Origin of the sequence: Bradyrhizobium sp. AZCC 2289 (assembly GCF_036924615.1) — a bacterium.
Taxonomy (GTDB): domain Bacteria; phylum Pseudomonadota; class Alphaproteobacteria; order Rhizobiales; family Xanthobacteraceae; genus Bradyrhizobium.
Genome location: NZ_JAZHRY010000001.1, coordinates 1,429,907 through 1,444,173 on the forward strand (window position 1 = coordinate 1,429,907; position 14,267 = coordinate 1,444,173).

Genomic DNA, 14,267 nt, shown 5'->3' on the forward strand with positions numbered 1-14,267 from the left:
ATGCAGATCGTAGCCCCACTGCCAGATCGACAGCACGACAATGCAGATCGATATCTGCCATGCCAACGTGTTGGCGCGGTGTCGCGGCATCCTCATGGGCTACGCCCCTTGACGAACTCCTCGCCAAGCGAATGCCAGATGTGCTGGAACAATTCGGCGTAACGCGGCGTCTCCCGCACCTTCACCGCATCGCGCGGCCGCGCAAAATCCACGTCGAACATGTCCTTGATCCGGCCGGGACGCGCCGAGAACAGGATGATGCGGTCGGCTAGCGTCAGGGCTTCACCGAGGTCGTGCGTCACGAACAAGACGGTTTGCTGCTCGCGATCCCAGATCCGCAGCAACACCTCATGCATATCGATCTTGGTATGGGTATCGAGCGCACCGAACGGCTCGTCCATCAGCAGGATCTGCGGCTCTACCACCAAGGTTCGCATCCGTGCCGCGCGCTGGCGCATGCCGCCGGAGAGGGCCGAAGGGTACGCCTGCTCGAACTCCTCCAGGCCCGCCTGTGCGACGCAGGCGGCGACACGCTCCTTGCGCTCGGCGTCAGCGACGCCGGCAAGTTGCAACCCGTAGCCGATGTTGTCGGCAACGGTGCGCCAGGGAAACAGCGTGTCGCGCTGGAAGACATAGCCGACATTCGGCGTCGCTTTGCCGGCAATGACCGGCTTGCCGTCGATCAAAATCTGCCCATTGCTCGGCTTTACCAGCGTCGCGATCATGTTGAGGATTGTGCTCTTGCCGGAGCCGGACGGTCCGAGCAACGCAACAAACTCACCGCGCCGGACCCTGAAGGAAACGTCGCGCACCGCCTCGATCGCCGCTCCCCCGAGCTGAAATGATTTGCTCAAACTCCTGACGTCGATACGCTCGGCACCGGCAGGCTGGGCGACAGGCGCCGGAGATAGCGTCGGTAAATTCAAGCGGGATACGCCTTTCGCGCCGCTTCGACGAACGTCGGGCTGACGACTTCGGCAATGGTGAGCGGCTTGATCCCGGTCATTTCCCGGAACCAGACTTTTTCGCCGCGGGCGAAGCCCGCCGCATCGATGCTCGCCTCATAGTCGGCGACCTTTTGCAGCGCCGTGATTTCGAGGATATTGGCGGCGCGCGAAGTGCTGCCAACATAGGGCTCGATCGCGTCGTAAATTTGCTCGGGCGTATGCGTCTTGACCCATTGTGTCGCCCGCCAGATTGCCGTGACAAAGGCCTGCATCTTGGCCGGATCTTTGTCGATCGTCGATTGAAGAGTGAAATGTGATGTCACCGGAACCTTGCCGCCGATATATCTATTCCAGATCGTTTCGTCCGTTCCGTCAAACAACAGGGTGCCCCAACCCTGTTCCCTGGCATCGTTCAATAGCGACAGCGAACTCACAAGCACGTCGACCTGCTTGGTCTTCAACGAACCCAGCATGGTGTCGACGTTGCCGGTCCCGATCCACGTCACCATCTGATCGACCCCCATTGTCTCCATGTAATAGGAAGCCCAGACGTGGTTGGTACCACCCAATGACGAGACCGAAACAATCGGCTTGCGTCCATCCGGCCGTTTCCAGGTAGTCAACGCTTCGAGTGTATTGATACCCTGGTCGAACAAATCCTTGCGGATAATGAACATTACCGAGCTCGAGCGGGTATCGACCGGCATCAGGACGCGCCCCGCACGACCATGATTGCTAAGCTGCATTGGATGGGTAATATCGCCGATGCCGATGTCACCTTGCGACGATGCAACGATCTCACGCGTCTTGACGCCGCTGCCGCCCTGAACCAATTTGCAGTCGAGGCCCGCGTCCTTGAAGTATCCGACCCGATCCGCGATGAAGTGCGTCTGATACACGGGGACCGCGACCGGATAGATCGCGCGACCGATCTTGTCTTCGGCTCTCGCCCTCCCCGCGGCCAGGGCGAAACCGCCGCCCGCGATAATCGTCAGTGCCGAACGCCTTGCAACATAGGCCATTATGCGCGCTCCCTCTCCCTGCCGGCGACTTTTTCAAGCGCGCTCAGCACTGCATCGCCCATTTCCATCGTTGAGAGTTTCTTTGCACCCGGCTCGGCGATATCGGCGGTTCGTGCGCCGACGGCCAAGGCCACGTCTACCGCCTTCTCAAGCAAATCCGCATCCTCGGGCCGATTCAGCGTCAGGCGGAGCATCATTGCGACACTCAAGATCGAGCCGAGCGGATTGGCGATGCCTTTGCCTGCAATATCGGGCGCGCTGCCGTGAACCGGTTCATACAACGCCTTGCGACGGCCGAACTTGTCCACTGGACCAAGCGAAGCTGACGGCAGCATGCCGAGCGAGCCAGATGCCATCGCGGCGCAGTCGGACAGGATGTCGCCGAAGATATTTCCAGTCACCATCACGTCGAACTGGGCGGGTTCGCGAACGATCTGCATGGCTGCGTTGTCGACATATAGATGGGTGAGATCGACGTCGGAAAATTCTTCTCTATGCAAAGCGATAACTTCTTCACGCCATACCACACTGGTCTCAAGCACATTGGCCTTGTCCACCGAACAGACCTTGTTCCTGCGAGTACGCGCCAGTTCGAACGCCGACCGCGCCACGCGGCGAATTTGGCTGGTGGTGTATTGCTCGGTATTGAAACCGCGCCGCTGCCCATCGACGAGCGTCTCGATGCCGCGCGGCTCGCCGAAATAGATGCCGCTGGTCAGTTCGCGAATGATGACAAAGTCGACGCCTTTCAGCACATGTGCCTTGGGGGGCGCGGAATCCGATAGCGCCGGATTGGCAACGATCGGCCGCAAATTGGCATAAAGGTCGTATTTGCTTCGCAGCCCAAGCAAGCTACCCGCCTTGCGCGCCGCCGGCACCTCCTTGGTTTCGGGGCCACCGGTCGCGCCCCATAAGATGGCGTCGGCCTCTCCCATCGCCTCAACGGTATCGTCGGGCAGTACCTTTCCGGTCGCAAGATACGGGATGATGCCGTATTGCGCTTCGCGCATCGTCATGGGCACGCCGCGTTTGGCGGCAAACCAGTTGAGAACCCGGCGCGACTGCGCCGTCACTTCGGGGCCGATGCCCTCGCCTCCGACTACGGCTATCTTGACCATATTGGAGCGATTATTCATGCCGATTTCCCTGCAAAATGGATCCATGGCCGCGTCCCGCGGTCGGAGGTCTGGAAGGCCCGGATTTCGTCGTCACGCTGCAGCGTCAACGCAACCTCATCGAGCCCTCGTAAGAGGCCCTCGCGCCGGCGCGGATCGATCTCGAAACTGTGTCTCTTGCCCGTTGGCGACGTAATCGTCTGCCCCTCGAGATCGATGCCAATCCGCCCTGCGCCCTGGGTGATTTCGATCTCCGCAGCGAGCCCGTCGACGATCTCCCTGTCGACGACGATCGGGAGAATTCCGTTCTGGAAGCAGTTCGCAAAAAAAATGTCGCCGAAGCCTGAGCCGATGATGGCACGGATGCCCATCTCCTGCAGCGACCATACGGCACCCTCACGAGAAGAGCCGCAGCCGAAATTCGGGCCAGTGACAAGAATTTCAGCTTGTCGATAAGGTTCGCGATTCAGGATGAATTCAGGATTTTCCGAACCATCAGGCAGATAACGGAGCACGCCAAAGGCCCATTTGCCCAGCGTGCCGCGGATGGAATTTCCGACCAGCCGCTCGATGCGGATGATAACGTCGGTATCGATATTGCCGCGCATGATCGGTGCGGCGATCGCGGTCAGCCTGTTGAATGGCTTCGGCATGTCAACGCTCCATCATCCGCACATCGGCAATGGCACCGGCGATCGCGGCGGCCGCGGCCATCGCCGGGCTCGCCAGATGGGTCCGGGCCTGAGGTCCCTGACGGCCGACAAAATTTCGGTTGGAGGTGGAGACCGAACGCTGGCCCGGCGCCACGGTTTCGCCATTGGCGGCGAGACACATCGAGCATCCCGGCTCGCGCCATTCGAAGCCGGCGTCGATGAACAGCTTGTCGAGCCCTTCGGCGACCGCATCGCGCTTGACCGTCTCCGAGCCGGGCACGATCCAGGCCCGCACGCCCGCGGCAACCTTGCGGCCGCGCGCGACTTCAGCCGCAGCGCGGAGATCGCTCAGGCGGCTATTGGTGCAGGAGCCGATGAAGACCCAGTCGACCGGTGTACCGGCGATCGCGGCACCCGGTTTTAAGCCCATATAATCCAGCGCGGTCTCGACCGCAGCGCGGCGCGCCGGATCGTCAATTGCCTCGGGATCAGGAATGCGGCCATCGATCCCGATGACATGTTCCGGGCTAATGCCCCAGGTCACCTGCGGGACGATCTTCGTGACATCGATTACGACTTCCTGGTCGAAATCGGCGTCGGGGTCGCTCGGAAGCTCGCGCCACGCCTTCACGGCCTGCTCCCAGATCTCGCCTTGAGGCGCATAGGGACGCCCGCGCAGATACTCAAAAGTCTTCTCGTCCGGGGCGACCATACCCATTTTGGCACCAAGTTCGATCGACAAATTGCAGATGGTGAGCCGCCCCTCGACCGGCATTTCGCGCATCGCACTGCCGGCATATTCGACGGCATATCCCGTGCCGCCCGCAGCTCCGACGTGGCCGATCAGCGCAAGGATCAGATCCTTGGCCGTGACACCGACCGACAGCTTGCCTTCGAACCTCACGCGCATGGTTTTTGGCCGGCGCTGGATCAGCGCCTGTGTGGCCAGCACATGCGTCAACTCACTCGAGCCGATGCCGAAGGCCAGCGCTCCCAGGCCTCCATGGGTGCAGGTATGACTGTCACCGCACACGATCAGGCAACCCGGCAGGCTCAGACCAAGTTCAGGCCCGATGACATGAACGATCCCCTGCCCTGGCTCGTCAATATCGAACATCTGGATGCCGCTGGCAGACGTTTCCGCCCGCAAGGCCGCCAGCAATTCCTGCCCAATCTTGATCGTACCCGCGCGTCCGCGCGCCGTCGAAATCGTGTGGTCCGGCGTTGCGAACGTCAGTTCCGGATTGTGGACGGAAAGGCCGCGACTTTTGACATCGAGGAGGCCCCGCGACCCGCCGAGGTCGTGCAGCAGGTGGCGGTCCACATGGAGTAGATCGGTATCATCGCCAAGCCGCGCGATGACATGCTGGTCCCAGATCTTGGCCAACATGGTACGGCCGGAGTTCGCCAAGGCACGCCTCCCTTTGATTTGGCCCGGCAGCCCTGGCCGCCGGTCGCCGTTTTGCACGGCTTGTTGTTCAGGCATCAGCCCGCGCGCATCAAAGCATAATCGCCGGTACCTCGGCTAGGGTCGAAGGTGAAAGAGGCTGCTTGACTGGGCACAGACGCCGGCAGCCCTTGTCCCCGCCATGAACCCTGATCCGCTTCTGGGCGATACAATCTCATACCGCGGGGGGGCTTGATATGCCGGAACGTCATGGAACAGCTAACGGCGCGGCGGGCCTTGCGCTGTACGCCGCCCTGGCGATGGTGGCCTTCGCGCGCACAATCTGGGGATTGTCGAAATCGGCTGCTTGCGCGGCACCGCCAGGCCACCCCGGAAGATGGCACCGCCGCCTGCGAAGTCACGAGGCGGTCGATCGCGGAGTTGTGCGTCGCCGATCACAAGAATGACCCGGCAATTCTTGGAAGATGGCTGAGCAATAAGACGCCGGAAACATTTCGGTCGTGGATCAGGCCGAAAAATTCGCTGCTCGTTGCCATTGAGAACAACGACATCCTGGTCGTCGGCTGTGTTACCGACGGTGGCGAGATCACGCTGAACTACGTTTCACCGGACGCGAGATTCTGCGGCGTGAGCACGACCTTGCTGGCTAGTCTCGAAAAGCGCGCAATCGAGCGAGGCAACGAAGTGTGCAAGCTCGAGAGTGCCGAGACTGCGCGGCGCTTCTATCTTGCCCAAGGGTATTCCGAAGAAGGACCACCCGGGGCAGGCTCGGCAGCACTTCCGGCTACCCGATGTCCAAGCGGATCAAGCCCGTTACCCGAGGCACCGCCTCGCTTTCTCGATTTCCTGGTCAGAAATACCCTTTCGCGCGCCCATGCTTCGACTGCCGCTTCGCCATATTGTGCAACCGCTCCTCAGACCGCCGAACAAGGGATGGCATGGGCCGGGCACGAGGCCAACAGCGTGACATCCATCATTTGCCGAGAGCCGCCTTGACGCCAAACCAGACCGCGCCGGCAAAGACAGTGACGATCATGGTGATGACCGCCCTGAGTGTGTAACTCTGCGCCTGTTCGACGCATCTGCGCCAGCGTCGCAAGTGCTGAAAGTCCGCGCGTAGCTCCTTGCGGTCCTCCTCCTCGATCCCGAAGGACGTCAAGATCGTCGTGAGCGTCTTTAGAACCACGGCGTCGATTTCGTTGTGACAAAGCCTTTGTTGTTCAACCAGCATTTCGGCTACGATCGTCCGAATGTCGGCCTCTCGCATGGTGATCCTCGCTTAATGGTACGCGCGACGTTTTCGAAGCCTCGCTTGGCGAAATAGACGGAGACCGCGAGATTCAATGTAACGGATGCAAATCCCGCAAGCGGATCGGTCGTGCCAAGTCCCATCACCTAGTCCCAAACGAGCAGTTGACCAGTGCGTCGATCGCCGCTTCGCGCGTGCCGGCTCATTGATGTTCAAGTGGAAGGCTCGGGCGACGGCGCGCAGACGACGCTCAGGCGACGGGCATGGGAGATGTGGCGTCGTGACGTGCGGCCGCCGTCCGATTCGAAAATTCCAATAAAAAAGCCCGCGGCGGATTTCTCCGCGCGGGCTTCAGATGTTTTGCGATGCCGCTATGCCCCTGATTTGCCCGACGTGTCAAATCTTTTTCGAAGGCGTCAACAAACTACGGAAAATTCGACAAAACAGGTTCGATAATTTGAAACTGTCTCTTTCGATAAGACCCCGACAAATAAAAACCCCGCTGCCGATCTCCCGGCCCGGGCTGTATGATATCGGCGATAATGTCGGTGTGCCCCTGATTTGCCCGACACGTCAAGTGGTGGACATTTCCGGTTCGGCGCGCGGACATTGAAACAAGATTGTTGGGCGCTTGGCAGCGGAGCCAACGCCCATCGGATCGCAAGGAGGCCGTCGATGTATTTCGCTGCTGCCGTGCTCGCGGTTTTGTCAGGGCTGTTCTATGCCGCCAGCTATCACGAGATCGGCTCGTTCGGTGTCACGATGTGCCAATATGGCAGCCCGTTTTGCGACAATCCGCTTCTCGTGTTCGTTGGCGCCTGTCTTGCCGCGCTTTGGGGTACATTCGTTAGCGTGCGCTGAAGCGCTCCCGAGCCTTGAAACTTTCGCGATGATGGCATTGTGCCCGTGATTTGCCCGACCTGTCAAACGCCGGCGTGTCGATGCCAGACCCTTCCTCGCTGGCAATAGCGACTCCAGATCGGCGACAAGACCAGCTCCGGCAAAACCAGAACGAGACTGATCCACCTGGCTGTCCGTGGCGTTCACATGAAGATTGATGCCACGCTCAAGGCGTCGAGCTTGGCCGACCGCGGCGACAGTCGCAAGACCTAGGGCGTCGCGGGGTTTGCCGGATGAACGGGCTTCGGCCCAGGAGCGGTCGGTTCAAGTTGCGACTTCGGTTCGGACCGCGTCACCGCCGCGCCCACTGCTCGCGCGGCGTCACCGGTTGTGGTGTAATTGGCCATCGCGGCCGTCTGTACCCTGGGCTTGTTCCAGGGGCCATGATCGACAATGAGCATACCGAGCACGCCGAGAATGGCGATCACAATTGCCGCTACCAGCGGTATGCCGCCGCGTCGCTTCGAAGGATTTTCTTCCGAATGATTCCGCGCCACGTTGACCGCCTGGTTTGGTTTCCTCTGCTGGAATCAAGCCTTGACGCTGGCGAAGGTTCCGTTTTGCGGGCGCTAAGCCACGGCCCGGCGGCTGGAACAAATTTGTCGGTGACGCATTTCCAGTCGAGGCCGTTGCTCATCGCGGACGACCAGAGGCGTCGGCCCGTTGAATTTTTCGGCGAAGCCGAAAAGCGATCGGCGAGTACCGAAACGTGACCATCGAAACGCCTGAACTGCAACCGCAACCCGGCATGGTGGAGCGTGCAATCGATACCGCGACCGACGTATCGCGAACGATCACCGAAATGTCCGCTGGGCTTCAGGCTGCGGTCGATCGTCTGAGCGAAACGATCGTAACAGCGCGGCAATCGGGAAAACCGCTTGCCACCATAAGCGCGATCACGCGGGAAGCGCCGCTGGCGAGCCTGTTCGTCGCCTTCCTGTTCGGCGTCGCGGTCGCGCGCCGGCGCTAACGATCGCGTTCGTCAGAACTTGCCCTTTGTTGCGTCCTTGGCGGCCGACATGACGTCGCCCGTGATCTGTCGCATATGTTCGCCGGCGTTGGTGAACTGGCTGCGCAAAAATTCCGACTGGATCCGCATTGCTTCCTGCAGGTCCGTCGCGTGGACCAGCTTTCGGGCATGCTCGAACGCTGCCTTCATATTCTGTTCGGTGAACGAAAGCGCCTGCCTGGAAATCTCGGTTCCCGGGCCTGGCATCGACGTCATCGATTTGCCGGCGGCGTCGAAAAACATGCCAAATGCCTTTTCCGCCTGATCAATGGTCTTTTCGGCCAGATCGCGCAGCTCCGCCGGAACTTCAATTTTCGGTTCAATCATGATCGCTTTCTCCAATGTCGTGCCGGACGTTAGCATACATCCGGACGCCGTCTGTGCAGTATTGGCCGATGCGACCGGTCCCAGGAAGCCTCCCGCCGGCCTCCGTCGGTCCGTCACAAGGGAATTATTTCCTTGGCATTGCCGTATTCATACGGAAGCCGCGCCCGATTCCAATGATGTCAGCAATATGGCATACTGATTCGCGGCTTGGGCCGATAGTCTGTGGCGTTGCGTCTCTTTTGGGGACATTGGGGATACGATGCTGCAAACATTCCGGCCGACACCGACATGCACGCGCTTTCAAACCAGTATAGAAATGCCCTGCATGAAATGCGGCGCGCAGATGAGACTGGCCCTGATCGAGCCGCGCGATCAAAGCTATGATGTGCTGACCTACCGATGCACTCCCTGCAATTCCGGTGAGAGCTTCCTGAAGGCACGCTAGATCGGATTTTCCGATCGCCGACTCCGGTGTTATCCGTTCAGTACGGCCGTTCCCGCCTGCGTCAGCACAGGCCCCTCATCGCGCAGCTCAATCAGACCGAGGTCGATCAGAACGCGCAAATCCTCGCTGCTGACAGGCGACATTTTCAGCCGGCGGGCCTGAATGTCGCGCAGTGTCCAGCGAAGATCGATAGCTCTTTCGAGGCTCAATTCAGCGAAGGGATTGTCCACCATTCGCTTCGACTAGTGCGGCATTTCGCTCAGATTTTGTCTTCGCGGCGGCGGAACTTTGCAAGCGCCGGATCATGCGAAGTTGTCACCGGGTTCCTTCAAACCGATACAGGGGACTGCAGCGAAGACCGGACATCGGCGGCTTCAATGTATGAGGCCGTCCGACCAAGCCGGTTGGCTCTGAAGTCGCCGTCCTCAATAGCGATACGGTTCGATATCGAGCAGCGGGAAGGCACTGAAGACGCTCGGCAGGTTGGTCGGCGTCGCCGCGTGCAGATAGGACTTGTTAAGTTCGGCAAAGCTGGTGACTCCCAACAGTCCCAGGCACCGGAGCACTTCATCCTCAAGCAATTCCAGCATTCGCACGATGCCGGCTTCGCCCGCCGCGGCAAGCGCCCAGCATTGCAGTCGGCCGATGCCGACCAGATCCGCGCCGGACGCGATCGCTTTCACGATGTCGGTGCCGCGGCAGACCGAGCCGTCGACCATGATCTTGGCCCGGCCTGCGACTGCCTGAACGATCTCAGGCAGCACATGCATCGAGCCGCGGCCGTGGTCGAGCTGACGTCCGCCGTGGTTCGACACATAGATCCAGTCCACCCCATGGTCGAGCGCGATGGCCGCGTCCTCTGCGGTGGCGATCCCCTTGAGCACCAGCGGGATCTTATACTTGTCCTTGATCAGTTTCACGGTGCGCCACTCCAGCCCCTTCTGGAAGTCGCCGCCGGTGGCGCGAATGCGGCTTTCGCGGACGTACCGCTTGGCGATGTCGCGCTCGCGCCGGCTGTAATGGGCGGTGTCGACGGTCAGACAGAACGCCGTATAGCCGTTGGCGATGGAGCGGCTGACCACGTCTTCGACGAAGTCATCATCGCCGCGGACATAGAGCTGATAGATGCGCAACGCATCGGGCGCGGCATTTGCGGTATCCTCAAGCCCCGGCTCGGACACCGAACTCAGCATATGCGCGGCGCCGAACCTGCCGGCTCCGCGCGCGACGGCCGCGCCGGCGCCGGGGTCGAAAATCTCAAGCGCGCCAACCGGTGCGATCATCACCGGCAAGCGCAATTTGCGGCCGAACAGGTTCGCCGACGCGTCGACCCGGGCAACATTGCGCAGCACGCGCGGCCGGAACGCAATTTCGTCGAGCGCCATGCGGTTGCGGCGCATGGTGGTCTCGGTCTCCGAGGCGCCGACGATGTAATCCCATGCGTTCTGGTTCAGCCGGGCACGGGCTTTCCGCACGAATTCGTGGAGATTCTGGAATTCTTCGCCGCTGGCGCCGAGTTCGATGTTTCTCGCGGGCCGGATGGGGGTCCCGTCATTCATGGTGCTTCTCTCCCGTCTTGGCGGCACATTAGCCGCAGATAAACGGGAAAAGCTACCGCCTTGAACGGGTGAATCCGGCGCAGAAACGGAGGGCTGCTATTCGCCCGCGAGGTGCATCGGCGCGGCGTGGAAAATTCCCGCGCCCGAGACCTGGGAAGCGATCAGGAATGCGCCATGACGGCCGGGACGCTGATGAATCTCAGGAATTGATCAATCGAAAGCATTGCTGTCGTCCCCAAGGTGCTTCAGAGGCGAACTCAATTCGTCCCTTGCGTCATCTGTTGATCGCCCATGAAAAGCTGGTCGGTATAGGCCGCCCCGGAGATCGTAAGCAGCGCGAGAATCGAAATGACGGCCAGCGGTTTCATAACGCCAGCGTCGGGTTCGATTGTGGCCAAAAAGGTCTGAGCTTGGCGCATTTTCCGGACCAACACAGGGGAACTTCGTGGCCGCGGGCGCGGCGTCCCCTACCGTTCAGCCGCCCGAAAAGCGATTTCGGTACTCTGTGGGCGATACGCCGAGGTGCCGCAGGAACGCCCGCCGCATGCGCTCGTCGTCGCCGAAGCCGGCGCGTTTGGCCACCTCCACCACACCGCCTATTTGCCTGCTTTCCAGCAACAACCGCGCAGTTTCCACACGCAACGCCTCGACGCCGCTCGCCGGTGTCATGCCGGTACGGCTGGCGTAAGTGCGGGCGAAGGTCCGGGGCGTCATCCCGGCCTTTTCAGCGAGCGTCTCGACCTTGAGATCGCTTGCGATGTTTTCGATGATCCAGGCGTGCAGTGCACTAAAACGCCCTTCGACGTCGGAGGCCTGCGCCGCGAGCACGGTGGAAAACTGGCTCTGGCCGCCAGGCCGCTTCAGAAAAACCACCAGTCTTCGCGCGACGTCGAGCGCGGTGGTATGGCCGAAATCCTCCTCGATCATGGCCAGCGCCAGGTCGATGCCGGCGCTGACACCGGCCGATGACCAGACCCGTCCGTCCTTGACGAAGATCGCATTCGGCTCGACGCGGATGTTGGGGAAGCTGTCCTGCAGTCTCGGGCAATAGCGCCAATGGGTCGCGGCGCGCTTTCCATCCAGCACGCCGGTCCAGGCCAGCGCGAAAGCCCCGAGGCATACCGAGGCGACGCGACGTGCCTTGGGCAGCGTCTGCGTAATCCACTTCATCAACTGGGCGTCTTTGCGCATCTCCCAGATGCCGGGGCCGCCCGGTATCACCAGCGTATCGACCTGGTGCGGCCGGACGCTGTCGATCGGCGCGGTGTCCACCATCATGCCGACGTCTGTCGGCACCAGCCCGCCCGAGGTCGAGAGATACGACAGCGAATAGCCGGGGCCGGGTAGTTCGATCGCCTGCAACTCGGCGAACACCTGCGCCGGCCCGGAGATATCGAGCAGGGTTACTCCGGGGAAGGCGACGATCGCGATGCACCGCGTCAGCGTTTCTTCGCGCGGGTCGGGACGGCGGGATTTGGCAGATTTCGAGGGCATATTGTCCTTTAAGCCATTCGAGCCTCGCCTGTATAGCTCACGATGGGTAACTGGAGTTCGGCCATGTTGCGGAATCTGGGCAGCCAATGTCAGGCGATCACCTCGCCCTGGACGGATTGCGCAGTCTACAGTTTCCCCGACGCGTCACGCATCGCCGCCTCCGAACGGCAGCCGCTGATGGACGCCATGAACGGCATCATCGCCGTCAATTGGAAGGCGACGGAGCCGCACTGGACCGCAGCCTCCTCCCCATTCGACAGCAAGTACAGCCTCATACTGGTCTATGACGGCTCCGGCCTGGTGGCGTTTTCAGTCTATCGCGTGCTGCAGATTTCGGGCGGGCTTGCGGTCTACCGCAGCGGCACGGAGGTGCTTCCCGCCCACCAGGGCCGCGGCTTTTACGGTTTCTTTACCTCCGAAGTGCTGAAATGCTCCGGAGCCGCCCAGAAAGGCGACTGTAGTGTGCTCTACGGATGGCGGACACGAAATCCCATCGTATGGGCGGCTAACGCCAAGATCTGCGAAAAGGTGACACCCTCGCTGCTTGGCGACGCGCAGGATCCCGCATTGCAAGCGGCCTGCGTCGAAATGTGCTCGTCGCTTTATCCGGGCCAGCCACTCGAAGTGCCCGGCATGATCATGCGGGGCGCCTATGGCCATATCGAGCATCATCGGCAGACCTACTATGGCACGGCGTCGCTGGTCGATGCCGCGATGTCCCGCATGATTCCAAATTCAGCGGATGCCCTGTTCTCGGTCGGCTATGCGAGGGTGTGATGTCGATGCTTGGACAACAAGCCGTGTTCGCTCCGACCTCCCGGTTCGCTGATCGTGCCTATCTGGCCTGGGCGACGGTGGCCACCGCTTACGCGATCGCATTCCTGCAACGGGTATCGCCGCAATCGGTCAGCCTCAACTTCATGCACGACTTCAGCACCGACGCCGCGGGCGTCGCGATGCTCGCCTCCAGTTATTTCTGGGGCTACACCTTGATGCAGATTCCGGCGGGCCTTCTGGTCGACCGCTATGGCGTCAAGCGGGTGGTGCTATGCAGCATGGCGGCATCTTCGCTGGGGAGTGCCGCATTTGCGCTGGCGCCGAACCTGCTGGACGTTTTTGCGGCCCGCCTCATCGTCGCCTGCGGAGACGCGCTCGTCTTCACCGCGCTGTTGAAGCTTGTCGCACTGAGCTTCACCGACGAGCGGTTCGGGGTTATGTCTGGCATCTCGCAGGTGTCGGGCTACGTCGGCGGCGTCCTTGCGACAACGCCGCTCGCGGCGGCGGTGACGGGTTTTGGCTGGCGCGCCTGTTTCCTGTTCATCGCCGGCGTTGGTCTGGCCAACCTTGCTTTCGCCAAGGTCACGCTGAAACCTGATCTGGCGCCGCGCAACAACAAGACGCTGAAAAGCGTTGTCGTCGCCGCCCGGCAATCCCTGTCGCATATCGCGAACTGGGGCTGCGCCATGACCTTTGCGTCCCACTTCGCGGTGGTGACGACGTTGTCTGGCGTCTGGGGCATTCCGATGGTGGCGCATTTCTTCAATATCTCTCCGACGGCGGCAGGAACTCCCCTGCTCGCCTTCATGATCGGCAATGCGGTCGGCTCGATCTTTCTTGGCCACGCCGCCGACCGTGCGGCGGCTGCACTCGACAGCGCGCTGATCCGCATCTGTGCGCTGCGGATGATCCTGATTGCGATGCTGCTGCCACCGGTCGCGCATGCGTTCGGCCTCGTCTATGTCACCATCGTGTTCACCGCACTCGGGCTTGTCGCCGGCGGGACGGTACCGCTCGTGCTGAAATGCACCAAGAAGCTTTACACCGCGGACCTCATCGGCGTTGGCGCGTCGGTAAATACGACGGCGGCGGGAATTTTCGCAGGCATCTCGCAGCCTGTCATTGGGTTCGCCATGGTTGCCGCCAGCCGATTTGCTGCAACCGACGCAACCCAAGGTCCAGCGGCAATCGGCGACGCCGGCTATGGCACCCTGATCGGAATTCTGCTGCTGATGTCGCTGCCGGGTATCGCCGGACCGTTATTGATGAGAGGCAAATTGATAATTCGTTAGTCACGTTAAACATACAGGGGGCATTATGGAGCGCTTGTTTTTAAGAAAAGGGGACGTTGCTTCGACGTAT

General features: G+C 61.1%; 17 protein-coding genes. 6 read left to right on the forward strand and 11 right to left on the reverse strand.

Going from position 1 to position 14,267, the window contains the following annotated elements; translation table 11 throughout:
- Nucleotides 1-92: 92 nt before the first annotated feature.
- The 5 genes from V1289_RS07095 to leuC form a co-directional block, all read right to left on the reverse strand.
- The gene (locus tag V1289_RS07095) at nt 93-854 is read right to left on the reverse strand and encodes an ABC transporter ATP-binding protein (protein ID WP_334396265.1); all 762 of its coding nucleotides are present in this window, start codon (nt 852-854) and stop codon (nt 93-95) included.
- 68 nt (nt 855-922) lie between these two features.
- Nucleotides 923-1,969 (reverse strand): ABC transporter substrate-binding protein, encoded by a 1,047-nt coding sequence (locus tag V1289_RS07100; protein ID WP_334396266.1) that lies wholly within the window; start codon nt 1,967-1,969, stop codon nt 923-925.
- Nucleotides 1,969-3,105, reverse strand: a complete 1,137-nt coding sequence (gene leuB / locus V1289_RS07105) for a 3-isopropylmalate dehydrogenase (RefSeq protein ID WP_334396267.1) — start codon at nt 3,103-3,105, stop codon at nt 1,969-1,971. The genes V1289_RS07100 and leuB overlap by 1 nt, the downstream gene beginning before the upstream one ends.
- Nucleotides 3,102-3,737 (reverse strand): 3-isopropylmalate dehydratase small subunit, encoded by a 636-nt coding sequence (gene leuD, locus V1289_RS07110; protein ID WP_334396268.1) that lies wholly within the window; start codon nt 3,735-3,737, stop codon nt 3,102-3,104. The genes leuB and leuD overlap by 4 nt, the downstream gene beginning before the upstream one ends.
- Nucleotide 3,738: 1 nt before the next feature.
- Entirely contained in the window at nt 3,739-5,127 is a 1,389-nt protein-coding gene (gene leuC / locus V1289_RS07115; RefSeq protein ID WP_334407321.1) for a 3-isopropylmalate dehydratase large subunit, read from the reverse strand.
- A 438-nt stretch (nt 5,128-5,565) separates the two neighbouring features.
- Here leuC and V1289_RS07120 point away from each other — a divergent pair, with 438 nt between their 5' ends.
- Complete coding sequence (locus V1289_RS07120) at nt 5,566-6,141, forward strand: GNAT family N-acetyltransferase (protein WP_334396270.1); 576 nt, start codon at nt 5,566-5,568, stop codon at nt 6,139-6,141.
- Here V1289_RS07120 and V1289_RS07125 read toward each other — a convergent pair.
- The gene (locus V1289_RS07125; protein ID WP_442895966.1) at nt 6,119-6,412 is read right to left on the reverse strand and encodes a hypothetical protein; all 294 of its coding nucleotides are present in this window, start codon (nt 6,410-6,412) and stop codon (nt 6,119-6,121) included. The genes V1289_RS07120 and V1289_RS07125 overlap by 23 nt on opposite strands.
- Nucleotides 6,413-7,069: 657 nt before the next feature.
- Here V1289_RS07125 and V1289_RS07130 point away from each other — a divergent pair.
- The 3 genes from V1289_RS07130 to V1289_RS07140 all read left to right on the forward strand — a co-directional run bounded on the left by V1289_RS07130 (nt 7,070) and on the right by V1289_RS07140 (nt 8,264).
- On the forward strand, nt 7,070-7,255 hold the full coding sequence (locus tag V1289_RS07130; protein WP_334396271.1) for a hypothetical protein: 186 nt from the start codon (nt 7,070-7,072) through the stop codon (nt 7,253-7,255).
- Nucleotides 7,256-7,677: 422 nt separating this feature from the next.
- A complete protein-coding gene (locus V1289_RS07135) occupies nt 7,678-8,007 on the forward strand; it encodes a hypothetical protein (RefSeq protein ID WP_334396272.1) in 330 nt (109 codons plus the stop codon).
- Entirely contained in the window at nt 8,004-8,264 is a 261-nt protein-coding gene (locus V1289_RS07140; RefSeq protein ID WP_334396273.1) for a hypothetical protein, read from the forward strand. Before V1289_RS07135 ends, V1289_RS07140 begins: the two co-directional genes overlap by 4 nt.
- Before the next feature lie 12 nt (nt 8,265-8,276).
- Here V1289_RS07140 and V1289_RS07145 read toward each other — a convergent pair whose 3' ends face one another.
- The 5 genes from V1289_RS07145 to V1289_RS07165 form a co-directional block, all read right to left on the reverse strand.
- On the reverse strand, nt 8,277-8,630 hold the full coding sequence (locus V1289_RS07145) for a phasin (RefSeq protein WP_074278281.1): 354 nt from the start codon (nt 8,628-8,630) through the stop codon (nt 8,277-8,279).
- A gap of 474 nt (nt 8,631-9,104) precedes the next feature.
- Nucleotides 9,105-9,308 (reverse strand): hypothetical protein, encoded by a 204-nt coding sequence (locus V1289_RS07150; protein ID WP_334396274.1) that lies wholly within the window; start codon nt 9,306-9,308, stop codon nt 9,105-9,107.
- A 192-nt stretch (nt 9,309-9,500) separates the two neighbouring features.
- A complete protein-coding gene (locus V1289_RS07155; protein ID WP_334396275.1) occupies nt 9,501-10,634 on the reverse strand; it encodes an alpha-hydroxy acid oxidase in 1,134 nt (377 codons plus the stop codon).
- A 257-nt stretch (nt 10,635-10,891) separates the two neighbouring features.
- Nucleotides 10,892-11,053, reverse strand: coding sequence for a hypothetical protein (locus V1289_RS07160; protein ID WP_334396277.1), 162 nt, complete (start codon nt 11,051-11,053; stop codon nt 10,892-10,894).
- A gap of 55 nt (nt 11,054-11,108) precedes the next feature.
- Nucleotides 11,109-12,128 (reverse strand): GlxA family transcriptional regulator, encoded by a 1,020-nt coding sequence (locus V1289_RS07165; protein WP_334396278.1) that lies wholly within the window; start codon nt 12,126-12,128, stop codon nt 11,109-11,111.
- A 63-nt stretch (nt 12,129-12,191) separates the two neighbouring features.
- Between V1289_RS07165 and V1289_RS07170 the strand changes: the two genes are divergently transcribed.
- On the forward strand, nt 12,192-12,905 hold the full coding sequence (locus V1289_RS07170; protein ID WP_334396279.1) for a hypothetical protein: 714 nt from the start codon (nt 12,192-12,194) through the stop codon (nt 12,903-12,905).
- Nucleotides 12,905-14,197, forward strand: a complete 1,293-nt coding sequence (locus V1289_RS07175) for an MFS transporter (protein ID WP_334396280.1) — start codon at nt 12,905-12,907, stop codon at nt 14,195-14,197. Before V1289_RS07170 ends, V1289_RS07175 begins: the two co-directional genes overlap by 1 nt.
- Nucleotides 14,198-14,267: the final 70 nt, after the last annotated feature.